The organism is Nonomuraea solani (assembly GCF_900108335.1).
Classification (GTDB): domain Bacteria; phylum Actinomycetota; class Actinomycetes; order Streptosporangiales; family Streptosporangiaceae; genus Nonomuraea; species Nonomuraea solani.
On the sequence record NZ_FNVT01000003.1, the window covers coordinates 670,815 to 692,134 of the forward strand.

General features: G+C 71.9%; 20 protein-coding genes. 6 read left to right on the forward strand and 14 right to left on the reverse strand.

Translation table 11 applies throughout. The features are described from left to right. Nucleotides 1-81: 81 nt before the first annotated feature. The gene (locus C4V41_RS14180) at nucleotides 82-627 is read left to right on the forward strand and encodes a sulfatase/phosphatase domain-containing protein (protein WP_103956274.1); all 546 of its coding nucleotides are present in this window, start codon (nucleotides 82-84) and stop codon (nucleotides 625-627) included. Between the two features lie 130 nt (nucleotides 628-757). Then, the gene (locus C4V41_RS14185; protein WP_103956275.1) at nucleotides 758-1,732 is read left to right on the forward strand and encodes a trypsin-like serine peptidase; all 975 of its coding nucleotides are present in this window, start codon (nucleotides 758-760) and stop codon (nucleotides 1,730-1,732) included. Here the strand turns inward: C4V41_RS14185 and C4V41_RS14190 are convergent. Beyond that, a complete protein-coding gene (locus C4V41_RS14190; RefSeq protein WP_200823969.1) occupies nucleotides 1,681-2,271 on the reverse strand; it encodes a hypothetical protein in 591 nt (196 codons plus the stop codon). The two genes, C4V41_RS14185 and C4V41_RS14190, sit on opposite strands and share 52 nt — an antisense overlap. 135 nt (nucleotides 2,272-2,406) lie before the next feature. Next, nucleotides 2,407-2,736 (reverse strand): cupin domain-containing protein, encoded by a 330-nt coding sequence (locus tag C4V41_RS14195; protein ID WP_103956276.1) that lies wholly within the window; start codon nucleotides 2,734-2,736, stop codon nucleotides 2,407-2,409. Between the two features lie 71 nt (nucleotides 2,737-2,807). On the opposite strand from C4V41_RS14195, the gene C4V41_RS14200 reads away from it, so the two are divergent. Next, entirely contained in the window at nucleotides 2,808-3,878 is a 1,071-nt protein-coding gene (locus tag C4V41_RS14200; RefSeq protein ID WP_103956277.1) for a helix-turn-helix domain-containing protein, read from the forward strand. Nucleotides 3,879-4,004: 126 nt separating this feature from the next. Here the strand turns inward: C4V41_RS14200 and C4V41_RS14205 are convergent, their stop codons facing one another. Next, entirely contained in the window at nucleotides 4,005-4,874 is an 870-nt protein-coding gene (locus tag C4V41_RS14205; protein ID WP_103956278.1) for an SAM-dependent methyltransferase, read from the reverse strand. A gap of 229 nt (nucleotides 4,875-5,103) precedes the next feature. Next, entirely contained in the window at nucleotides 5,104-5,445 is a 342-nt protein-coding gene (locus C4V41_RS14210) for a DoxX family protein (RefSeq protein WP_103956279.1), read from the reverse strand. Between the two features lie 75 nt (nucleotides 5,446-5,520). Between C4V41_RS14210 and C4V41_RS14215 the strand changes: the two genes are divergently transcribed. Both C4V41_RS14215 and C4V41_RS14220 read left to right on the forward strand, forming a co-directional pair. Further along, nucleotides 5,521-6,411: a LysR family transcriptional regulator gene (locus C4V41_RS14215; RefSeq protein ID WP_103956280.1), complete on the forward strand. Its 891-nt coding sequence runs from the start codon at nucleotides 5,521-5,523 to the stop codon at nucleotides 6,409-6,411. Between the two features lie 52 nt (nucleotides 6,412-6,463). Beyond that, the gene (locus tag C4V41_RS14220) at nucleotides 6,464-6,805 is read left to right on the forward strand and encodes a DUF5713 family protein (protein WP_103956281.1); all 342 of its coding nucleotides are present in this window, start codon (nucleotides 6,464-6,466) and stop codon (nucleotides 6,803-6,805) included. Between the two features lie 124 nt (nucleotides 6,806-6,929). On the opposite strand, the gene C4V41_RS14225 is transcribed toward C4V41_RS14220, so the two are convergent. Beyond that, a complete protein-coding gene (locus C4V41_RS14225) occupies nucleotides 6,930-7,997 on the reverse strand; it encodes an NAD(P)-dependent alcohol dehydrogenase (RefSeq protein WP_235030111.1) in 1,068 nt (355 codons plus the stop codon). A 100-nt stretch (nucleotides 7,998-8,097) separates the two neighbouring features. Here C4V41_RS14225 and C4V41_RS14230 point away from each other — a divergent pair, with 100 nt between their 5' ends. Continuing rightward, nucleotides 8,098-10,695: a LuxR C-terminal-related transcriptional regulator gene (locus C4V41_RS14230; protein WP_200823970.1), complete on the forward strand. Its 2,598-nt coding sequence runs from the start codon at nucleotides 8,098-8,100 to the stop codon at nucleotides 10,693-10,695. A gap of 15 nt (nucleotides 10,696-10,710) precedes the next feature. Here C4V41_RS14230 and C4V41_RS14235 read toward each other — a convergent pair whose 3' ends face one another. The 9 genes from C4V41_RS14235 to C4V41_RS14275 form a co-directional block, all read right to left on the reverse strand. Beyond that, nucleotides 10,711-11,265, reverse strand: coding sequence for a GAF domain-containing protein (locus tag C4V41_RS14235; RefSeq protein ID WP_103956282.1), 555 nt, complete (start codon nucleotides 11,263-11,265; stop codon nucleotides 10,711-10,713). Beyond that, nucleotides 11,262-12,395 carry an MEDS domain-containing protein gene (locus tag C4V41_RS14240; RefSeq protein ID WP_103956283.1) on the reverse strand — a complete coding sequence of 378 codons (1,134 nt, stop codon included), beginning with the start codon at nucleotides 12,393-12,395 and terminating at the stop codon, nucleotides 11,262-11,264. Before C4V41_RS14240 ends, C4V41_RS14235 begins: the two co-directional genes overlap by 4 nt. Nucleotides 12,396-12,579: 184 nt before the next feature. Beyond that, nucleotides 12,580-14,049: an FAD-dependent monooxygenase gene (locus C4V41_RS14245; protein WP_103956564.1), complete on the reverse strand. Its 1,470-nt coding sequence runs from the start codon at nucleotides 14,047-14,049 to the stop codon at nucleotides 12,580-12,582. After that, on the reverse strand, nucleotides 14,046-14,609 hold the full coding sequence (locus C4V41_RS14250) for a PadR family transcriptional regulator (protein WP_235030112.1): 564 nt from the start codon (nucleotides 14,607-14,609) through the stop codon (nucleotides 14,046-14,048). The genes C4V41_RS14245 and C4V41_RS14250 overlap by 4 nt, the downstream gene beginning before the upstream one ends. 225 nt (nucleotides 14,610-14,834) lie before the next feature. After that, the gene (locus C4V41_RS14255; protein WP_103956285.1) at nucleotides 14,835-15,425 is read right to left on the reverse strand and encodes a hypothetical protein; all 591 of its coding nucleotides are present in this window, start codon (nucleotides 15,423-15,425) and stop codon (nucleotides 14,835-14,837) included. A 52-nt stretch (nucleotides 15,426-15,477) separates the two neighbouring features. Then, nucleotides 15,478-15,909 (reverse strand): hypothetical protein, encoded by a 432-nt coding sequence (locus tag C4V41_RS14260; protein ID WP_103956286.1) that lies wholly within the window; start codon nucleotides 15,907-15,909, stop codon nucleotides 15,478-15,480. Nucleotides 15,910-15,946: 37 nt separating this feature from the next. Further along, nucleotides 15,947-19,702, reverse strand: a complete 3,756-nt coding sequence (locus C4V41_RS14265; protein WP_160150279.1) for a S8 family serine peptidase — start codon at nucleotides 19,700-19,702, stop codon at nucleotides 15,947-15,949. Between the two features lie 226 nt (nucleotides 19,703-19,928). Further along, nucleotides 19,929-20,897 (reverse strand): threo-3-hydroxy-L-aspartate ammonia-lyase, encoded by a 969-nt coding sequence (locus C4V41_RS14270; protein WP_103956288.1) that lies wholly within the window; start codon nucleotides 20,895-20,897, stop codon nucleotides 19,929-19,931. Nucleotides 20,898-20,899: 2 nt separating this feature from the next. Beyond that, nucleotides 20,900-21,316, reverse strand: a complete 417-nt coding sequence (locus tag C4V41_RS14275) for a TetR/AcrR family transcriptional regulator (RefSeq protein ID WP_146103655.1) — start codon at nucleotides 21,314-21,316, stop codon at nucleotides 20,900-20,902. Nucleotides 21,317-21,320 lie beyond the last annotated feature (4 nt).

Consider the following 21,320-nt stretch of genomic DNA (forward strand, 5'->3'; position numbering starts at 1 on the left):
GTTCGCGCACCAGCCGCGCGAACTCGGGGAACAGGTCGAGCACCTCCCCCAGAACGAGGTCCTCCTTGGAGGGGCACTAAGATGGCGCCGTACGAGGAGTCGACGCGGGTGCCGCTCGTCATCTCCGGCCCCGGCGTCGCGCGCGGCAGGACCAGCGCGATGGCCACCTCGATCGACTACGGGCCGACCATCCTCGACCTGGCCGGCGTCCCTATCCCGGCCGACGTGGACGGCGCCTCGCTGGTGCCCACGTTCGGGGGCGGCGTGCCCAGCGGCTGGCGCAAGGACTTCTTCGGCCAGTACGCGAGCGACGGCGTGACGGACCGGGACGGCATCTTCCAGGAGTACACCGAGGGCGACAACAAGGAGATCTACCTCATAGACGTGCCCTCATGGAGTTCCCCGCGGACCGAGCGCTACGTGTACATCCGCTGGTACGATCTGGAACGTTCCATGACCAAACGCGAGTACGAACTCTACGACCTGGTCAAGGATCCCTACCAGCTGCACAACCTGCTGGCCACACCCACCGGCCGCAGGCAGCACGCCGACCTGGCGGCCCAGCTGGGCAAGCGCATGGCGGAGCTGAGCTCCTGCCAGGGCGCGACCTGTCGAACCACCGGCTGAGTCACCGGCTGAGCCACTGGCCGCGGCGGGAGGTCCTGGAGGGGGACCTCCCGTCCGCGCGCCGGGCGATTGCCCCCTTTAGCGACAATTGTGGTTAAGTCTCCGTCATCGCTTTTGTCACGGAGGCCCCATGCGTACCTTTGCCATCGCCGGCTTGACGACCTTGCTGCTCGGGCTCGGCGCCCATGCCGCGGTCGCCGAACCCGCCGCGGACGAGCCGGTTGAGCACCAGGTGCCGGCCACGTTCGCGGCCGGGGACGACTATTGGACCCCGGAGCGCATGAGCGCCGCCGAGCCGCTCCCCGAGCCCGCCGGCAAGGCGATCACGACGGCTCCGAAGTCGGCGCTGGCCGCCGAGGAGCAGGTGGACGTGGCTCCCAGCAGCTTCGCCACCAACAAGCGCCTGTATCCCCCGTACTCCACCAAGGCCGCCAAGCAGCAGACCTGGAAGTCCGGCGGGCTGATCACCAAGACCGCGGGCAAGGTGTTCGGCACCGGCGGCAACGGCAAGGACTTCGTGGCCTCCGGGAACGTGGTGAACAGCGCGGACGGCGACGTGGTCGTCACCGTGGCGCACGCGATGATGGACGGCGAGGGGCGCTGGAGCAAGAACCTGGTGTTCGTGCCGGCGTACAAGAACGGCGCGGCGCCGTACGGGAAGTTCCCGGCGCGGACCATGTTCATGTGGTCCGGCTACTACAAGGACGGCGCGCACGTGCCGCCGCTCGACTTCGGCATGCTGGTCGTCAGGCCGGTCAAGGGCAAGTCGGTCGTCAAGACCGTGGGCGGGCAGGGCATCCGGTTCAACGCCACCTCGGCCGGCACGTCCAACCTGCTGCTCGGCTACCCGAGCAACGGCAACGCCGGCAAGACCCTGCAGTACTGCAGCGGCGCCGCCGCCACCCCGGCGTACGGCATGAAGTACGCGATGATCTGCGACATGGGCGGCGGCTCCAGCGGCGGCCCGTGGTTCCACTCCTTCAACAAGACCACCGGCTCCGGCTACCAGATCTCCGCCCACGCCCTGCGCAACACCACCACCAGCTACGGCGCCTACTTCGGCCCGGAGGCGCTCAAGACGTTCCGCGCCGCCGAAGCCGCCTGATCCTCGTTCGAGGTTGACGGCGGCCGCGCGACCGAGAGCCAGCCGAACGTCAGACAGCCGGCCAGGAGCACCACTCCCGACAGCACCCCACTGACGATCGGCACCCACGCGAGGGCCGCCGTCGACGCCATGACCAGGCCGACGGCGCCGAGCAGGCTCAGCACCCCGCCGGGCACGGCGATGCTCCAGTCCTTCCAGACCGGGGCGAGGGCGATGAAGTGCACGCCGACCACCAGCGCGACCCAGGCCACGTTGGCCTGCTCGGGCTGCCCCAAGGCGGCCAGGACGCGGACCCCGCCGAAGAGCAGGATCGCCTCGACGGCGACCACGATCAGGTAGCCGCGGGTGAACATGTTCCGGCGGGGCCCCTCCTCCGGCTTGTCTTTCCGTACGGTGACGAACCACAGCCCGAGTACGGTCGCGGCCCCCAGGACGGCGACCACCCGCAGCACGGTCGCGACCGTGGCGGGGAGCGGGCTCTGCGCGTTGACGACGACGAACACCGCGCCGAAGACCGCGCCGACCAACAATCCAGTCATGCGTTGCATGATCCCCATTGGACCGCGTCGCGGGCCCGGCCCGCATGGAGGCTAGGGCGAGCCCCGGGTAGGTCTGGCCCTACCTCGCCGCCCCGCTCGGCCGGCTGCGCCGGCGACACGTTCTCGTCCACGCTCCTACTTTGACGCGGGTTCCCGCACGGTCAGGGTGATGCCGATCATGCGGGCGCCGGTCTCCGTACGGGGCTGGTGGCTGCTGCCCGGGGCGAAGACCACGTAGCTGCCGGGCCCGAGCCGGTGGCCGCGGTCGACGAACTCTCCCGACACGACGTAGTAGCGCTCCTCCGTCTCGTGTACGTCCACTTCGGGCCACTCGGTGCCGGGCGCGAAGTCATACACCCAGCCGCGGGCCGCCCCGGTCACCGGCAGTCCGCGCCGGACGATGCCGGGCGCGACCTCGGTGCCATCGATGTCGTCGATGCGCAGGACCTGCATGTCATCTGTCATGGCCTCATCGTGCGGGGCGGCCGGTGATCGCGGACAGCGTCTCGATCGTCATCCTTGGATATATTCCTGCCATGCACCGTGTCGTGGCTCTGGTCGGGCCGCCTCAGTCCACGTTCGAGCTGGCGTGCGCCGCCGAGGTCTTCGGCGTGTCCCGGCCGGGGCTGCCGTCCCCGTACACGTTCGGTGTGTGCGCGCCGGTCCCGGGCACGATCCCGACGCTGGCGGGCTACGACATCCAGGTGGGCCAGGGGCTGGAGGCGCTGGAGCGGGCCGAGACGGTCGTGATCGCGGGCTGGCGGTCACGCGCCGAGCCCGCCGGGCCGGCCGTGATCGACGCGCTGCGGGGGGCTCACCGGCGCGGGACACGCCTCGTGGCGATCTGCTCGGGCGCGTTCCTGCTGGCCGAGACCGGGCTGCTCGACGGCCGCCGGGCCACCACCCACTGGCGGCTGGCCACCGAGCTGGCCGGCCGCTTCCCGCAGGTCTCTGTCGAGCCCGACACGTTGTACGTCGATCTCGGCGACGTCGCCACCAGCGCGGGCACCGCGGCCGCCGTCGACCTGTGCCTGCACCTCGTACGCACCGACCAGGGCGCCGCCTACGCCACCCAGGTCGCCCGGCACATGGTCATGCCGCCGCATCGGGAGGGCGGGCAACTCCAGTACGCCGCCCCGCCGGCCGCTGATCGCCCGCCCGAGTCGCTGGCCCCGCTGCTCGACTGGGCCGCCGCGCGCCTGCACGAACCCCTGACCGGCGACGACCTCGCCGCGCGGCTGGGGGTCTCGACTCGCACGCTCGCCCGCAGGTTCGCCGGCCAGGTCGGGGTCAGCCCCGGTAGGTGGCTGCTGGATCGGCGCATCGCGGCCGCGCGGGCGCTGCTGGAGGAGACCGAGCTGCCGGTCGAGACGATCGCCCGCAGGGTGGGGCTCTCGTCGGCGGTCAACCTGCGCCGACACTTCCAACACGCCCTCCGCACCACCCCCGGCGCCTACCGCCGCTCCTTCGGCACGGGCCGCTCAGACAGTTCGGGCGGCTCGGGCCGCTCAGGCAGTGCGGGCAGTACGGGCAGTACGGGCGGTGCGGGCCGCTCAGGCGGCTCGGGCGGGCGCTCCTCCGGCTCCTCCGGCTTGGCCCGCGCCTGATTGCGCCCTGCCCTCGATCGGATCTACGCCCCTCGGCGCCCGGCTTCTCGCCGTCCGGCCCCTCGGCGCCCAACTCCGCCGCCCCGACTCCTGGGCGCCCGACCCTTCGGGGCCTGGCCCCGCGATCTACAGCTTTTCGGCGTGGACGAAGCGTTCGATCTCCATCACCTTCATCGAGCGGCCGATGGGGTCGAGGTAGCGGGCACGGTAGTCCTCGGTGCCGACCTGCTCCAGCTCGTCCCAGCCGTACTCCGCCAGCCACCCGACGACGCCACCGGGGTGGAGACCGAAGTGCCAGAGCCGGCGGGCGGTCACAAACTGCCGGTGGACCCGCTGGAGGCCGTACATGCTGGTGCCGTCCAGGAAGTCCTGGCGAATGTAGGTGAAGAGCAGTCGGCTGCCGGGGGCCATCTTGGCGAGGAAGGCGAAGATGCCGCGCACGGCGTCCTCGGTGAGGTACGGGGTCACGCCCTCCAGGACGACCATGGCCGGCTGGTCGAGCCGGAACCCGGCCGCCGTCAGGGCGGTGCCCAGATCGTCCACCTGGAAGTCGGCGGGAACCAGCCGTACGTGCTCGGGCACCCGGCCGTACAGACTCTCCAGCCGCCCCCGTTTGGCGGCGCTGTTGACCGGCAGATCGACCTCGAACGCGGCGACACCGGCCGTCCGGCAGGCGCGGGTGTCGTACCCGGCGCCCAGGACGACGAGCTGCCCGACGCCCGCGGCCAGGGCCTCGGCGACCTTGTCGTCGGCGTAGCGCTTGCGGCACAGGATGCCGCCCCACACGCCCGGCGCCCGCCGGTCGCTGGCGTCGACGAGGCGGTCGCGTACCCACCGTCCCGCTGCCGCCCGCGCGAACAGGCGCACGGAGGCCGGGAGCAACCGGACGGCCAGGTGGTCGCGGGTGATCCGCTGGGCGGCGGGAACGTGCTGCTCGACCGCCACGATGGCGATCGGGCCGAGCGCGGAACTCGCCGCAGGAGACCGTCGGGGCATGCTCGACCTCTCTCACAAGCCAGGTGAAAGTCCTCAACTCCGACTCTGCCGATCAAATCCCCGCTCGGCAATCATCCCGGTCCACCGATCTCATCCCGTCAGCACGGCCTCAACCCGACACGGCAGATCCCAACCCGCCAGCACGAACCTCGGCCCGACACCACGGCCCCCAACCCGCCAGCACGAACCTCGGCCCGACACCACGGATCCCGTCCCGGTATGACGGACCTCACCCCGTCACGGCGAGGACGAGGGATGCTACCGCCAGGGCGAAGAAGATCCCCGGGGCGGCGATGTTGTGGAACACGCGGGCGCGGGTGTGCACCACGAGGGCTCCAGCGAAGAACAGGACCAGTCCAGCGGCGGCCGCGACGCCCAGAGGGCGGACGCCGAGGAGCCCGGCGAGCAGTCCGGCGGCGCCGACGGCCTTCAGGGCGGCCAGCAGCGGGATCCAGGACGGCGCGATACCCAGTTCGCTGGAGTTGGCCAGGACGAACTTCGCCCTGACGACATCCGCGAGAGCGGCCCAGACATTGATGGCGATGGTGAGAACGGTGACGATGGCGTACATCCGGTGAAAACCTCCGGATCAAGGCTGACCGAGCGCTGGCTTGGCGTCCAATACCTGCATCTATAACCTGACGGAATGGATGTGGACACGCGGCTGCTGCGGTATTTCATGGCCGTCGCGGAGGAGGGCGGGCTCACCCGGGCCGCGCATCGGCTGTTCGTGTCGCAGCCGGCGCTCACCAAGCAGATCCAGCAGTTGGAGGCCCAGCTCGGCCTGCGGCTGTTCACGCGTTCCCGGGCCGGGATGGCTCTCACCGAGGCGGGCCAGGCCCTGGCGGAGCGGGTGCCGGGCCTGCTGACCGGCTGGGATCTGGCAGTACGGGAGACCAGGCAGGTGGCCGAGCGGGCGGCCCGCGTGCTGCGGGTCGGCTTCATCGCCAGCGCCGCCAACGAGGCCACCCCGCGCATCGTCGCGGCGTTCACCGAACTCCGGCCGGGCTGGCGGGCCGACATGCGGCAGGCCGCGTGGTCCAACCCGGCCGCCGGGCTCACCGACGGCGAGGTCGACGTCGCCCTGCTGCGCCTGCCCTTCCCCGGTCAGGACGCCCTGCGGGTGGAGGTGCTGTTCACCGAGCCGCGCTGGATCGCGCTGGCCTCGACGCACCCGTACGCGGGCCGCGACGTCATCCCCTTCCGCGACCTGTGGGACGAGCCGTTCGTCGCGGCCCCGCGGGAAACGGGCCGGTGGCGGGACTACTGGCTGGCCACCGATGAGCGCGATGGCCACCCGGTTCGCGTCGGCGCCGTCACCGACCAGCCCGACGACTGGCTGAGCGCGATCGCCAACGGCTACGGCATCGCGCTGGCCCCCGAGTCGTCGGCCCGCTACTACGCGCGCCCCGGAGTCACCTACCGGCCCGTCAGCGGCGTCAGCCCCAGCCAGGTCTGCGTCGCCTGGTCCCCCGCCGACGACGCCGATCCCGTCGTACGGGACTTCGTCCGCTGCTGCCTGGAGGCGCGCCACTGATTCTGTCGGTGCCGCACGAAAAGATGCAGGCACCGGAAGACAGGAGATCGTGGTGTCCATCAAGAACCAGCGGCTGGCCGGCCATGCCTTTCTCGCGGAGATGTACGACGACGGCTACTTCCCCGACCACCTCGTCGACAAGGGCAAGGCGATCCTGCTGCGGCTCTGCGAGCGGATCGAGACCGAGCAGCCGGCCGACCTGGCGGCGCTCTACGCGCTGACGCAGGCCGCGACCGAGGAATTCAACTTATTGGAGGAGGAGTTCGACGCGGCGGGCAGCGAGATCGAGACCGCGGCCCGCGAGGCCATCGGCGCGGACTTCTGGATCGTGGCCACGGCCTACGGGTTCACGGACGCGGACTCCGAAAAGCTGATCGCAACCCGGAACTGGTGACCTTCAGCCTGAAATTGGTGACGTACAGGCCGAATCGGTGACCTACAACCTGGAACCGTTGACCTTCAGCCCGGAATTGGCTACGCACTGGCCGAATCGGTGACACACAGCCTGAACCGGTGACCTACAGGGTGATCACCACCTTTCCTCTGGCATGCCCCTTCTCCAGATAGCCGACCGCCTCGGGCACCTCGCCCAGGGTGTAGCCGCGGTCGATGACCGGCGTGATCTTCCCGGCCTCGATCAGCTCCCGCAGGACGACGAGGTCGTCCTGGCTCTCCTTGCACAGGACGAACGGCATGCGCCGCCGCACGATCTTGGAGTACACCATCATCTTGACCAGCGCGACGACCGGCCCCGCCCACAGCCCCTCGGCGGGGGCGCACTCCAGGAACACGCCCTTCGGGTCGAGGATCCGCCGGTTGTCGGTGAGGCTCCGGTTAGCCACCAGGTCGAGGACCAGGTCGTAGCGCCGTCCGGTGCGCGTGAAGTCCTCCTTGGTGTAGTCGACGACGTGGTCCGCGCCGATCGACCCGACCATCTCCACGTTCCTGGTGCTGCACACGGCGGTCACCTCGGCCCCGTACGCCTTGGCGAGTTGCACCGCGAACGTCCCCACGCCGCCCGCCGCCCCGTTGATCAGCACCCTGTGCCCGGCCCTGATCCGGCCCTTGTGGCACAGCGCCTGCAGAGCGGTGACCGCCGCGACCGGCACCGACGCGGCCTCCTCGAACGTCAGGCCGACCGGTTTCCTGGTCACCATGGCGTCCTGGTGCAGGCTGGCGTACTCGGCGAACGCCGCGGCGCGCTCAATGGGAGAGTTCCCGCGCCCGCCGAACACCTCGTCCCCGGGGCGGAACTTGGTGACGTTCCGGCCCACCGCCTCGACGCAGCCGGCCAGGTCGCCGCCCATGGCGTGGTCCTTGGGCCGGGAGAGCCCCATCGTCAAGCGGACCAAGTAGGGGGTGCCGCGCATGTTGTGCCAGTCGAGCGGGTTGACCGAGGCCGCCTTTACGCGGATCAGTATTTCGTCGTCGCCAACGGCGGGCATGCCCACGTCTTCCAGTTGGAGGACGTCGGGCGGGCCGTAGACGCGGTAACGGATCGCCTTCATCGTGGTGTCCCTCGATTCACCGGTGAGCGGATGTCGGCTGGGCGCCGCCGTACGCGAGGCGTACGAGGCACCGGCCATGCGTTCAGCCTGCGGGAGTGTGCCGTACGGCGAAATCACGAGAATTCGTGATTCGCGGGGTGACGCGGGCGCTCGGGGCGGTAGTAGGGTCCAAGCCACCATGGCCAGACTCGCGCGCCGCCCGGGCAACCTGCCGGCCGAGCCGACCAGCTTCATCGGCCGCCGCCGCGAACTCGCCGACGTCAGGAGGAAGCTCGCCGACGCCCGGCTGGTCACCCTCGTCGGGCCCGGCGGGGTCGGCAAGACCCGCCTGGCGATCCGGCTGGCGAGCGACCTCGGCCGCGGGTTCCCCGATGGCACGTGGCTGGTCGAGCTCGCGGAGCTGCGGGACGCCGGGCTGGTCGCCAACGCCGTCATGGCCGCCCTCGACCTGCGCGATCAGGCGGTGACCGAACCGGCGGCGCTGGTGCTGTCGTACCTGCGGGACAAGCGGCTGCTGCTGGTGGTCGACAACTGCGAGCACCTGCTCGCGGCGACCGCCCGAATCGTCACGAACGTCCTGCGGGCCGCACCGGGCGTACGCGTGATCGCCACCAGCCGCGAGCCACTCTCGGCCCCGGGCGAACACGTGGTCCCCGTCCCACCCCTGGACCTCCCGCCCGCCAGCGCCGGACTACGGCCGGCGGGCACCAGCCCGTCCGCGAGTATCGGCCAGTCCGCGAGACGCACCGGACCGCCGTCAGCCAGCACCGGACCCCCGTCGGCGAACCCCCGACCGCCGTCAGCGAGCACCGGACCGCCCTTGGCGGGCACTGGACTGCCGTCGGCAAGCGCCGGGCTGTCATCGGAGCGGGCCGGACGGCCATCAGCGGCAATCGGCCAACCACCGGAGCGCACCGGACCGCCGTCAGCGGGCACCGGCCAACCGCCGGAGCGGACCGGACCGCTGTCAGCGGGCGCCGGGGTGCCGTTGGAGTGGGGCGGGGTGCCGTTGGTGGAGTTGCGGCGGAATGAGGCGGTCAGGTTGTTCGTGGAGCGGGCCGCGGCCGGGTCCGGGACGTTCGAGCTGACCGTGGCGAACCAGGCCGCCGTCGCCGATCTGTGCCGCCGTCTCGACGGCCTGCCGCTGGCCATCGAGCTGGCCGCGGTCAGGACCCGCGTTCTGACCGTCGAGCAGATCCTTGACCGCCTGACCGACCGGTTCGGGCTGCTCACCGGGGGCGGGCAGGCCGCGCTTCCCCGGCACCAGACGCTGCGTACGACCATCGACTGGAGCCACGACCTGCTGACGGCCGCCGAGCAGGCGCTGCTGCGGCGGTTGTGCGTGTTCGCGGGCCGGTTCACGCTCGACGACATCGAGGCGGTCTGCGCGTACGGGGAGGCGCCCGAGGCGCTGAACCTGCTGTCGTCGCTGGTGGACAAGTCCCTGGTGTTGAAGGAGGAGGTCAGGGGCCTGGCCTGCTACCGCCTGCACGAGACCATGCGCGAATACGGCCGGCTCAGGCTGCGCGCGGCGGGCGAGGAGGAGGAGCTCGACCGCCGGTACACCCGGTACTACCTCGGTAAATGCCGGCGCTCCTCGGTCGAGGCCAGGCGGCGGCTCGTCGAGTGGCTCGCCTGGATGGACCTGGAGATCGACAACATCCGGCCGGTCCTGCACGCCCTGACCCGGCAGGACACCGGGCGCGGCCTGACCCTGGCGTTCTCCCTCGGTTACTACTGGATGACCCGCGCGCTCAGCGAGGGCGCCGGCCGGCTCGACGAGCTGCTCGAACAGGGTGGCGGCCGGCCGCACGAGCGCGCCCAGGGCCACTTCATGCGCGGCTTCCTCGCCGTGCTGCAGTCGGACGCGGCGACCGCCGTCCCGGTGCTGGCGGAGGCGGTACGGCTGGCCGGGGAGGCCGGGACGCGATCCGTACTGGCGCAGTCGCTGTCGCTGGCCTCGATCGCGGCGAGCATGGCCGGTGATCGCGCGGCGGCGGAACGCCTGGACGGCGAGGCGTACACCCTTGTGCCGGAGTCCGGCGACGACCAGGCCCGGCTGATGCTCCTGCAGTCGCGGGCGCTCGTCGGGCTGTTCCACGGCGACCTCGATGTGGTGCGGTCGGTGGCGTCGGAGGGCGTGCGGATCAGCCGGGAGACGGGCGACCTCTACAGCCTCGGGATGATGCTGGTGAACCTGGGCTCGGCCCGGTTGATCGCCGGTGACCTCGACGGCGCGCTGCCGTTGTTCGTGGAGGGTCTGCGGGTGGCGTACGAGATCGACGACCGGGTGGCACAGTACGTGCTGCTCGACGCCCTGGGCTGCCACGCCGCCGGGTCAGGGCGGGCACCGCTCGCGGCGCGGCTGCTCGGGGCGGCCGAGACCGTGCGGGCTGGGGCGGGGGCGAGCGTCCTGCCCTTTCTCGCCCCGCTGCTGACCAGGGCGGAGGAGTCGGCCACGGCGGTGCTGGGGGCGGCGGGGTACGCGGCCGGGTTCGCGGCGGGCGGGCGGCTGAGCCGGGAGGCCGCGATCGCGCTGGCGCTCGGCGAGCCGGCCCCGCCCCCGGCGGACGTTCCGGAGACGTCGCCGCTGGGGCGGCGGGAGGCGGAGGTCGCCGGTCTCGTCGCCGATGGGCTCAGCAACAGGCAGATCGGCGCGCGGCTGTTCATTTCCGAGCACACGGTCGACAGCCATGTACGGGGGATCATGAACAAGCTCGGGTTCAACTCACGCGCCCAGATCGCCGCCTGGATCGCAGCGAACGCCAAGCCATAGACCACGGTTCCCCGGTCAGCGGGGGCGGTCGGCGAGGAGGACTCGGGCCGTCCGCTGGACCAGCAGTTCCAGGAGGTGCTGGTCGTTGGCGCTGAGGCGGCGTACCCACCGGTAGTGCAGTGAGACCATGCCGACGGTCGAGCCCGCCGGATCGAACATCGGCGCGGAGATCACCGTACGCACCCCGGCCTCGGTCAGGACGGCCAGCACCGAGCTCCTGGCCAGGATCGCGTCGCGCTCGATGTCCGGCACGAGGACCGCCCTGCCCTCGGACATCGCCCGCCCGCAGATCGAGTCCCCGCCACGGACCACCTCGAAATGGTGCAGGAACTGCCGGCCGAACCCCCGCTGGGCGACGATCTTGAGCCCACCGGCGACCGGATCCAGGAGCTGGACGTTGCCCATGTCGGCGCCGATCATGGGGACGATGGCGGCCAGGGCCTGGGCGGCGATGACGTTCCGTTCGAGGCCGGCGCCGAAGGAGGGGCTCATGAAGACGCGTACGTCGAAGAGCGCCGGATGGGCCGCGTCCGCCCACCGGATCGCTGAAGGGCTCCATCGGCGGTTCAAGGGCGGGGCGGGTGACGCCAGAAGTCGCCGATCAGGAGGTCGAGCTCGCCTTGGAGCTGCTCGGCGCGCTGCCGGGCGCGCTGGGCGCGGCGCCGGGCGTGCTCGGTACGGGCCCGCACGCCGTTGAGGGCCGGCCGGCCGTTGGAGGCGGGCAGGCTGGTGGCCAGCCGGATGGTGAAGGACTCGTGGGCGCGGACGGCCTCCACGCGGTCGCAGAGCAGCCGGGCCAGCCACAACCCGGCCCCGCCGCTGAGATCCTCCCCCGGAGCCAGGTAGCCGGCGAGGGGATCGTCGAAGCCGCGACCGGCATCGGTGACAGTGGCCAGCAGCCGGTCGGCGCTCGCCCAGATCAGGACGCGTACCGGGAGGCGGCCGTGCTGCAGACCGTTGACGGTGACCTCGCCGACGGCGGCGATGAAGTCGTTGCGGGTGGCCATCGGCACCGGCAGTGTGCCGATCAGATCCTGCAGGTCCCGCCGTAACCTGGAGACCTCGCTGAGGCTGGTCAGCGGCGGGTGCTGATACAACGCGGGCGTGGTCTGCAGCGGGTCGAGACCGGGGGTGGCGTGGCGGCGCAGCAGGGTGGCGGGTGACCGGTAGCCGGGGTTGCCGTCGCTGCCGGTGGCGCTCAGCAGGCGGGGGTGGGCGTGCTCGACCTCGGTCAGCAGGCTCGCGGGCAGGTTCGGACGGTGGTAGAGGCACAGGCTCGTCAGCGGCTCGGCGGCCAAGGCGACGTCGGCGGCCGCCTCGAACTCGACGGCCGCCGCGTACCTGCCGGGCCCCGCTCCCAGGCCGGCCCCGAGGTCGGTTTCGCGTACGAGCAGGATGCGCCCGTGTTCGGCGGCCGAGTACGCGCGCGTCAGCCGCCGCAGCAGGTCCACCGCGACGGCCGGGCGGCCGCCGTCATCCGCGTTCAGCACTGTGAGCCGCCCGGCGGCCGGGCGGTCGCTCGGTGCGACGGCCAGCTCCCTGGCCAGCAGCTCGGTGTTGGCCTGCCCGCAGGCCAGGACGACCGCCTCCCCGGCAGCCAGCCCTCGGCGCAGCATCGGCACCACGACGGCCCGCAGATCCTGCGACGTTTCGTAGAGCAGTAATTGGTGGAGGTGACCCTCGCGCGGCGGCTTGGTCATGAGCCCGCTCCTGCGACGCCACGACGCCGCGCCACCGTGGCGTTCCACGCAGCCGTAACAGGCTCGGCAAGATGCGACATGTGCCGCCCCTTACAGCGGATCAGTCCTCATGGGGCGTTGCCCAAAGGCCTCAAAAGCACGGTACTCTCCGGCGCAGGCACAACATAGACGTCAGATGTGGTTCTTACCCGGCCGCGTCGCCGAACCACGTGGTCAGCGCGTCGTCGAGGGAGGTCGCGGGCCGGTCACCGGTGCGGGTGGCGACCCACGCGGTATGCCCGTCGGGCCGGATCAGCAGAGCCACCAGATCCGGCTGCTCATCACAACGAGCGGCGTAGGCGTCCACCCACGGAGACGAATGGCCAGCGTCCGTCGCAGGCGAACGGCCGCCATCCGGGGCGGGTGAACGGCCGGTGTCGAAGTCGAGCAGCACTCCGCGGCCCGTCCGCAGGAGCCGGGCGACGCTGGTGGCCGAGCCGTCCACGGTGAGCGCCAGGTTGGGAGCGAGCCGGCCGAGCCATGGATGCCCCTCGCCCGCCCCGTATCGGGTGGACACGCCGGTCGTCAGCTCGGCCAGGTAGCGGTTGACCGGCCCCATCCCGGCCAGGTCGGAGAACAGCTCGCGCAGCGGCACCAGACGCGGGTCATCACCGCCGAGCAGCTCCTGCACCCGGGTGTGCCGCAGCACCAGCGCCCCCGCCGCGTGCCGTTCGGCGTGGTAGCTCTCCAGCAGCCCGTCAGGCGCCCGCCCCTGTACGGTGGCCGCCAGCTTCCACCCCAGGTTGACCGCGTCCGCCAGGGCGACGTTCACCCCCACCGCACCCGCCGGCGGATGGATGTGCGCCGCGTCCCCGGCCAGCACGACCCGGCCGGCGACGTACCGGTCGGCCTGCCGCGCCGCGTTCCCGAACCGGGTCAGCCAGCGCACCTCACCGATCGGCACCCGCCGTCCCAGCGCATGCTCCAGGGCGTCCTGGAAGTATTCGAGCGTCACCGGCCCCTCCGCCGGATCCTTGGTGACGATCCGCACGTAACCGGGACGCGGAATCACGAACACCACCCCGTTCTCCCCATGCGTCACCCCGAAGGGCAGATCGTCGGCCCGGCTCAGCACCACGTCGCCGAGCAGCGTGTACTCGGTCGCCGCCGTCCCCGGAAACCCGATCCCGGCCAGCCGCCGCACAGTGCTCCGAGCCCCGTCGCAACCGACGACGTACGAGGCCCGCAGATCACCCCCCGACGTCCGCACGGTCACGGCGTCCGGGCCATCGTCCACCCCGACGACCTCGCACCCCCGCCGGATCGGCACGCCGAGCTCGGCCACCCACTCCTCAAGCAGCTCCTCGACCCGCGTCTGGGCGATCCCCAGCGCGTAAGGGTGATCGGTCTCCATCGCGGTCAGATCCAGCGGCCGGCTCGGGTCCCCGAACATCCAGTACGGCACCGTCGGCCCCTCGGCCAGGAACCGCTCCGCGATCCCCCGCCGATCCAGCAGCTCCAGGCTGCGCGCGTTGAGATTGAACCCCCTGCACTGGTCGGGCCGCCGCTCATGACGCTCCACCACCAGCGCGCGCACGCCGGCCAGGCCCAGCTCCCCCGCCAGCATCAGCCCGGCGGGCCCCGCGCCCACCACGATCACCTCGGTGTCCATCATCGGCTCCCCTCGGCCGGCCACGCCAGCGTCCCCGCCTCGATCTCGGCGATCGTCTCGTCCACCCAGGCCAGCTCGGCCTCCATCACGCGCAGCGCGTATTCGGCCTCGATGACGAACAGCCGGGGCACCTGGCTCAGGGCCTCCTGGTGCCCGCGCCGGATGTCCTCGACCTGCCCGCGCAACCTGCCGGACCGCTCCCGCAGCGCCTCGGCCGCGCCTTCCCGTCCGAGCGCGCCCAGGTAGGTGACGGCCGACAGGAACTTCGGGTATTCGTCGGCCGGGACCCGCACCAGCTCGTCCAGCCAGCGCAGGAACTCCTCCTGGCCGAGCGGCGTGTGCGCGTAGACGGTGCGCTCCGGCCGGCCGCCGACGCGGGCGGTCTCCTGCGCGGCGATCCACCCGGCCTTCTCCAGGGCACGGACCACGTCGTACAGCGAGCCGGTCGTGAGCTTGAAGCTCTGGTCGAGGCCGCGCTCCCGCAGGGTCGCGGCCATCGCGTGCGGGTGCATCGGGCTCTCCTGCAGGAGCCCGAGCACCGCCAGGCCCAGCAGATTGGACACTTTCCGCTTGGTACTCGTCACCGATTCCTCGCTTCCGATTGCTCGGATCCGAGTATATAGGTCAGAGCGCCTTCCGCGCATAGGCCCGAACATCGGCGTCCGTGTCGGCGAGCGCACCGCGCAGCGCCCCACCCAACCCCGACGCGAGCCACCCACGAGGCGAAACCGAGGGCGAGGGCGAGGGCGAGGGGGTGAGGCGAGAGGGGGTGAGGCGGGAGGAGGAGGCTACCCCCGCTCGCCGGGACGGTCCACGATGGCCGAGGCCAGCAGGGCCGTACCGCCGACCGAGCCCTTGCGGAAGGCGGGCTCGGGGCCGTCCCCAAGGTACTCGTCGCGCAGCCACACCATCCGCGTCCCCAGGTACCGGTACGTCTTCGGATCCAGGATCTCGTAGCGGCGGTAGGCGAAGTCGTGGCCGCCCTCGAACCAGATGCCCAGACCGACGCGACCGGCCGGGTCGGCGACGCCCTGCTCCATCCGTACGCCGGGAATGAGCGCCAGGGCGCGGAACATGGCCGCTTCCAAACGCGGCGGCATCGTGCCGTACCTGCTCAGATAGAGCATGATCACGGTGTAGGCCCGGATGTCGGCGGGCGTGATCTCGTGCGGGACTCCCTCCTCGCGCGCCCCCTCGATCCAGTGGCGATCGGCCGTCACCTTGGCCAGCAGCTTTCGAGGGTCGGTCGGCAGCTCGCGGAGCTTGGCGTCGTACTGCTGCGGCGTCAGGTCGTCGTCCCCCGGGTCCAGGGGGTTTCTCCTCGGGACCGACCTGGAGCTTGCCGTCCTCGTCGAAGCCGGCGGCCTGCATGCCGTCATAAAGCCTGAACGGCGGCCTCCGAGAGGAAAGGCCGCCGCTCCGGATGATGGGTCAGAACGGCTGGTTGTCCAGCGAGTTGACCTTGATGGCGGTGATCTTCACCTGCAACATGCGCACCTGCGCCGTGCCCCCCGGCTTGGTGCAGGCGAAGCTGAGCTGCCCGGTGCTGGTGAAGTTGTGCACGACGTTGAGGAAGACATCCTGCTTCCCGTTGGCCGGCAGGGTGCCCTCGGCGTTGTCGGTGTCGGCGCCACCGGCCGCGCTGATCAGGCAGGTGTAGTCGATCGCCGCGGCGCCGGTGTTGTGCGCGGTGAGCTTCGCGGTGATCGTGTACGCCCCCGAGGCCAGGAACATGTTGAAGCCAGGGCTGAGCGAGCCGGAATGGATCAGCTGGTTGTTCCACCGGCTGATCACCTCCGGCGGCACCGCCTCGGCCGACGTGACGTTCCCGGCCAGGCTGTGCCACGCGACACCGCCGGGCACGTCAGCGCGTGCCGTACGCCCCTGATCACCTCCTGCGTCAGCGCGTGCCGTACGCCCTGATCACCTCCTGCGTCACCGTGGACCCGGCCGCGTCCGACGCCTTGACCCGAAGCGACACCACGCCGGAGGCGGGCCACTCGATGAGGGCGTCGTACCTGCCCTGGCCCACGTCACGCACCCGCTGCGCCGGCCGCCACGTCCTGCCGTCGTCCGCGGACGTCTCCAGGGACACATTCGCGATCGCGCTCCCCTTGGCGCCCGGCTGGTGGGCGACGGTCAGGCCGAGCCGGGTGGAGCCGGCCTGGTTGGCCACGTCCACGGGCGCGTCGTACGAGAGCGCCAGCAGCGGCAGCGCCACCGCGTCCCCCACGACCCGCTCGGAGTCGAACGTCCACACCGTCTTCGTCCTCGTGGACAGCCGCGCCCACTTCGACCGGTTCTCCACCGTGTACTCCACCCGGTACCCGGCCCGCTCCGGCGTCAGCCACACCTGGCCGGAACCGCCCAGATCGGTCCAGGCGACCAGCTCGTCGCCCCGGTAGATGCGCCAGTCCGACTTGACGCCGTGCTCGAACGGGTCGCTCGGCGTGCTGCCCACGTTCCCGTCCCCGTCCACGAACGCCCGCATGTCGACGGTCATCACGTCGCCCTGCCGCGTCGTCGGCGAGTCGGCCGGGAACCCCGCCGCCACCGGCTGCTTGAACCAGGTGTGCGCGGTCCGCTCGCCCGCCTTGTAGGCGCGCTCGACGTCGGCGACCGAGACCTGGCCCTGCTCCTCCTCGGGGAACTGCACGTTGTAGGGCCGTTCGGGCATGTCCGCCGACGTGCTCCACCGCACCTCGGGTGCCGGGCTCAGATAGTCGGTACGGACCCGCGGCGCGCCCGGCACCGGCCTGGTGACGTCCCACGAGGTGCCCTCCCACGGCATCCAGCCGTACTTGGCCTCCGACTGCGCCGTACCGGGCTGCTGACCGTGGAAGGCCGTGTCCACCCGGGCGAGCGAGTCCGTTTTGACGGTGTACGCGGGTTCGTCCCTGATCCGGCCGTTCTCGCTCAGGTACAGGTCGTAGACGTACGGGCTGGCCACCACGCCCTTGGCCACCACGGTGACGAGCTGGGCGCGCAGCAGCTCGGCCAGCCGGGTGCCCTCCTGCTCGGTGAGCATCACGGCAGGCGCCTTCAGCTGGGCCTCGTTCCAGGTCAGGTGTCGGTCCCCGTACACGGCGACCATCCGGGCGCCGGCGGCGGCCGCGGCGTTGACCAGCGTGGAGACCGGGACGTCCGGCGTGCGGCGGACCAGCGCCAGCTTGCCACCCAGATCGCGGCGCCCCGCGAGCGCCCGGCCGTCACCGGCGTCCACGGCCTGCAACCGCTCGGTCCCGTCGAGGCGCGGGAACTGGGTGGACCTGTTGCTGAAGAACACGGCGTCGGGGTATTCGGGGTCGAGATCGACGCCGGCCACGCGCATGGTGATCGCGGGCGCGTCCAGCCGCCACCGCGTGGCGACGGCGAACTCGCCCTTGCTCACCTTGGCGGTCGGCTGCAGGTAGAAGCTCTCTTCGAGGCGTCCTTCCTGGAGGAAGCTCTCGGTGTAGCGGGGGCCGTCGGCGGGCGCCCTGGTGTAGATGAGCTTGGTGGCCGCGCCGGGGTTCCGCTTCGTGACGTGGTCCGGCGTGTCGATCCGCACCGCGACCGCCTTGCGGGCGTCCATCACGTACGTGGTGTCGCGGGTGACCTCGATCTGCGGGTTTCCGACGAAGCTCTGGTTGAGCACGTCGCCCCGGTTGAAGAACTCGCCGCCGTCATAGTCCGGCCGCATGGTGTTGACGAGCCCGAGGATCGAGTACGTGCCCGGCGGCACGAGCCAGCAGTACCCGGTGTCGGCCGCGCACTCCCTGTCGGGGTCGCCCGGCAGCTCACGGCCGAACAGCCCGCCGGTCGCCAGGTTCATCACGTTGGGCAGCGTGCGTTCCGGGCGGCCGTCCCGCGCGACGGCGCTCACCCGCAGCTTGACCCGCTCGACCTCGACGTTGCCGGTCAGCGGCGTGCGGAGCGCGGCGCCGCCCGAAGGGGTGGCGGTCAGCTCCGTGCGCACCCAGCCGGCCTCCGCCTTGGCGGGGTCGAGGGTGACGTTCACCTTGCCCTTGCCGCCCGGCGGCAGGGTGAGCTCGCTCGCGGAGAGCGTGAACGGGGCCTTCGCCGCGAGCGCGAGGGTGACCGGCGCGGTGCCGGGATTGCGGTAGGTGACCGGGCGCGTCACCGGGGCGCCGGTGCCGGCCGTCGAGAGCCCGAAGTCGAGCACGGCGGCGTCGGCCAGCACCGTACGGGCGAGCGCGCCGCCGATGGCCAGCCGGCCCGCCCCGCCCTTGTCCACCGGTACACCGGAGTGCGCCTCCGAACCGCCCACCAGCGCCGACTTGAGCTCGGGCGCGGTGATGCCGGGGGTGGCCTGCCGGAGCAGCGCCGCCGTGCCCGCCGCGGCCGAGGCCGCCAGCGAGGTGCCGGAGAAGCGCGCGTAGTGCTCCCCGATGGCCTCGCCCACCGGGGTGCCCTGGGCGCGGCCGGTGACCACGCCGACGCCGAGCGCGGTGAGCTCGGGCTTGACCGCGCGGTTCAGGCCCACGGGTCCGTAGCTGGAGAAGTCCGCGAGCGCGCCCTTGCCGTCCACGGCGCCGACCGTGAGCGCGGCCGGGGCGTCGGCGGGGCTCTCGACGCACGTCTGGCAACCGCGGTCGTTGGAGCTGATGACGAACAGGGTGCCGTTCCTGGCGGTCAGCTCGTCGACGGCCTCGGTGAGCGGGCCACCCGAGGCGGGTACGCTCATCGCCATCGCCACGACCTGGGCCTTGACCTCCTGGGACGCCCATTCCATGCCCTGGATGGCCCACGAGGCCAGCCCGGCGCCGCCGGAGTCGAGGATCTTGCCGTTGGCCAGCTTCGCGCCGGGGGCGACGCCCTTGTACGCGCCTCCCGAGGCGGCGCCGCTGCCCGCGATGACGGCGGCCATGGCCGTACCGCTGCCGAAGTGGTCGGCGGGATCGGCCTCCCAGGTGAAGTCCCGGGCGGCGGTGATCGCACCGGCCAGGTCGGGGTGGCCCGCGTCGATGCCGCTGTCGAGCACGGCGACGGTGGTGCCGGCGCCGTCTTCCCCGCTCGCAGCCGCACCCGCCGCCGGGACGACGGCCGCGCCACCCGCCGCCGGGGCCACGGCGGCGCTCGCGGCCCGCCCCGCCTTGACCTTGTGGTCCAGCCACACCTTGGTCACCCCGGCGGCCAGCCCGGCGGGGGTGACCAGCCCGGCGGCGAAGGCGGCCGCGTCCTTCTTCGCCAGTTTGATCCCCGCCCCGCCGATGCTCGCCAGCCGGCTGACCGCCGTCGCCCCGGTGAGGGGCACGGGGGCGTTGCCGCCGTACTTGACGATCAGCGGAAGGGAGTCGGTCTGCTGGTCGGTGTATCCCTGGGCGGCCAGCGACGTCACGTTGAACAGCTCGGGATCGAGCCGCTCCGGCACGAGGGCGGCCACGTCGGCGGGCAGCACGGACAGTTCGCCGTCGTGCTCGACCATCCGGAACCCGGCGCCGGGCGGCTTGCCGGCACGCGGGGTCACGCTCGCCCGCTGCCGGCCGTCCTTGCCGACCGTGACGTGCACCTTGTCACCGGTGATCAGCGTGACGTCGTAGTCCCGCCGCTCCTGAACCGGCACCAGTCCCGGTAAACGACGCTCCGGCGCGCTGTCGGCTCTCGCCACCGTCACCGGAGTCCCGCTCACGACCAGCGCCGCGGCGACCGCCATCCATCGCCGAACCGGACGCCACTGCCCTGGCCACATCGTCCCCGCCTCCACACATACGACGTACAAGCCTGCCCAGCGTGGCACCGGCCGTCCGCCGCTGACCGGGTTTCGGCTGGCGGGGTCCGGACATGTCATAAACCCGCCACGTTCAACCCCGGCGTGGCAAGGACGGCGCCACCATCCCCCCACGGCGGAACCGGCCCGGAACACCCGGAAGTCGCGGGCCTCAGCGGTCAGCAGCGCATAGTTCGGCGAAACGACGTGTGTCGATGTTCCCGCCAGAGATGATCACGCCGATCCGGGACGGGACGCTTTCAAGGCGCCCCGCCAGCAGGGCGGCCAGCGCGCTGGCACCGCTCGGCTCCATGACGATCTTGAGCCGCTCGAAGGCGAACCGCATCGCCGCGCGGATGTCGTCATCGCTGACCAGGGCGATGTCGTCCACCAGGCGCCGGTTGACGGAGAAGGTCAGCTCGCCGGGCGTCTCGGCGGCCTGGCCGTCCGCGATCGTGCGCGGGACGGGAATCGACACCCGCTCACCCGCGGCCAGCGACCGCTTGGTGTCGTCGCCCGCCTCGGGCTCCACGCCGATCACCCGGATGCCGGGGAGCAGGCCCTTGGCGGCCGTGGCGCTGCCCGCGATGAGCCCGCCGCCCCCGACCGGCACGAGCAGCGCGTCGAGGTCGCCCGTCTCCTCGATCAGCTCCAGCGCCGCGGTGCCCTGACCGGCCATGACGTGCGGGTGCTCGTACGGCGGGATCAGTGTCAGGCCCCGCTCGGCCGCGAGCGCCGCGCCGATGGCCACCCGGTCGCCGGTGTAGCGGTCGTAGGTGACGATCTCCGCGCCGTATCCGGCGGTCGCCTCGACCTTGGAACGCGGGGTGTCCTCGGGCATGACGATCACCGCGGTGCCGCCCAGCTCGCGCGCGGCCAGGGCGACGGCCTGGGCGTGGTTGCCGGAGGAGTACGCCGCGATGCCCCGGGCGAGCTGGTCCGGCGACAGCCGGGAGACCGCGTTGTAGGCCCCGCGGAACTTGAACGCCCCGATCCGCTGGAGGTTCTCGCACTTCAGGAAGACCTCGGCCCCGGCCAGGGCGTCGAGGGTGCGGGAACGCACGACGGGTGTGCGGTGGGCCACGCCCTTGAGCCGGGCGGCGGCGTCGTACACGTCGTCGAGGGTGATCGGGTGCGTCATGCTCAGACCTCCAGGATGCTGCTCAGGGTGCGCGCCAGGTGGCGGACGAGTGACTCGGGCGTCATCTTCGACAGCGGCCCGGTGCCGATGACATAGCGGCTGAAGGTGACCCCGATCAGGTGGGCGCCGAGCAGGTCGACCCGCTCGTCGGCGTCCGGCCCGGTCACGAGCGGCCCGTAGGCCGCCAGGCTGCGCTCCCTCATGGCACGGTAGAGCGCGGTCGCGGCCCGCTCGTCCGAGGCCGCGCTGCGGATGAGCGCGATGAACGGGTCATCGCCGTCGGCCCGCTCCATGCGGTCCACGTACGCCCGCGCGATGCGCTCGGGCAGGGCCTCGGGCGTGCCCGTCAGGCACCCCGGGCTTTCCGGGCCGACCGCGCCCGGCATGTCGGCCACCAGTTGGTCCTTGGCTTGATCCACGCCG

What these genes read in the sequence shown, in the direction of transcription:
- C4V41_RS14180 (WP_103956274.1), top strand. Translation starts at nt 82, where the DNA reads ATGGCGCCGTACGAGGAGTCGACGCGGGTGCCGCTCGTCATCTCCGGC.
- C4V41_RS14185 (WP_103956275.1), top strand. Translation starts at nt 758, where the DNA reads ATGCGTACCTTTGCCATCGCCGGCTTGACGACCTTGCTGCTCGGGCTC.
- C4V41_RS14190 (WP_200823969.1), bottom strand. Translation starts at nt 2,271, where the DNA reads ATGACTGGATTGTTGGTCGGCGCGGTCTTCGGCGCGGTGTTCGTCGTC.
- C4V41_RS14195 (WP_103956276.1), bottom strand. Translation starts at nt 2,736, where the DNA reads ATGACAGATGACATGCAGGTCCTGCGCATCGACGACATCGATGGCACC.
- C4V41_RS14200 (WP_103956277.1), top strand. Translation starts at nt 2,808, where the DNA reads ATGCACCGTGTCGTGGCTCTGGTCGGGCCGCCTCAGTCCACGTTCGAG.
- C4V41_RS14205 (WP_103956278.1), bottom strand. Translation starts at nt 4,874, where the DNA reads ATGCCCCGACGGTCTCCTGCGGCGAGTTCCGCGCTCGGCCCGATCGCC.
- C4V41_RS14210 (WP_103956279.1), bottom strand. Translation starts at nt 5,445, where the DNA reads ATGTACGCCATCGTCACCGTTCTCACCATCGCCATCAATGTCTGGGCC.
- C4V41_RS14215 (WP_103956280.1), top strand. Translation starts at nt 5,521, where the DNA reads ATGGATGTGGACACGCGGCTGCTGCGGTATTTCATGGCCGTCGCGGAG.
- C4V41_RS14225 (WP_235030111.1), bottom strand. Translation starts at nt 7,997, where the DNA reads ATGGCCGGTGCCTCGTACGCCTCGCGTACGGCGGCGCCCAGCCGACAT.
- C4V41_RS14230 (WP_200823970.1), top strand. Translation starts at nt 8,098, where the DNA reads ATGGCCAGACTCGCGCGCCGCCCGGGCAACCTGCCGGCCGAGCCGACC.
- C4V41_RS14240 (WP_103956283.1), bottom strand. Translation starts at nt 12,395, where the DNA reads ATGACCAAGCCGCCGCGCGAGGGTCACCTCCACCAATTACTGCTCTAC.
- C4V41_RS14245 (WP_103956564.1), bottom strand. Translation starts at nt 14,049, where the DNA reads ATGATGGACACCGAGGTGATCGTGGTGGGCGCGGGGCCCGCCGGGCTG.
- C4V41_RS14255 (WP_103956285.1), bottom strand. Translation starts at nt 15,425, where the DNA reads ATGACGGCATGCAGGCCGCCGGCTTCGACGAGGACGGCAAGCTCCAGG.
- C4V41_RS14265 (WP_160150279.1), bottom strand. Translation starts at nt 19,702, where the DNA reads ATGGCGGTCGCCGCGGCGCTGGTCGTGAGCGGGACTCCGGTGACGGTG.
- C4V41_RS14270 (WP_103956288.1), bottom strand. Translation starts at nt 20,897, where the DNA reads ATGACGCACCCGATCACCCTCGACGACGTGTACGACGCCGCCGCCCGG.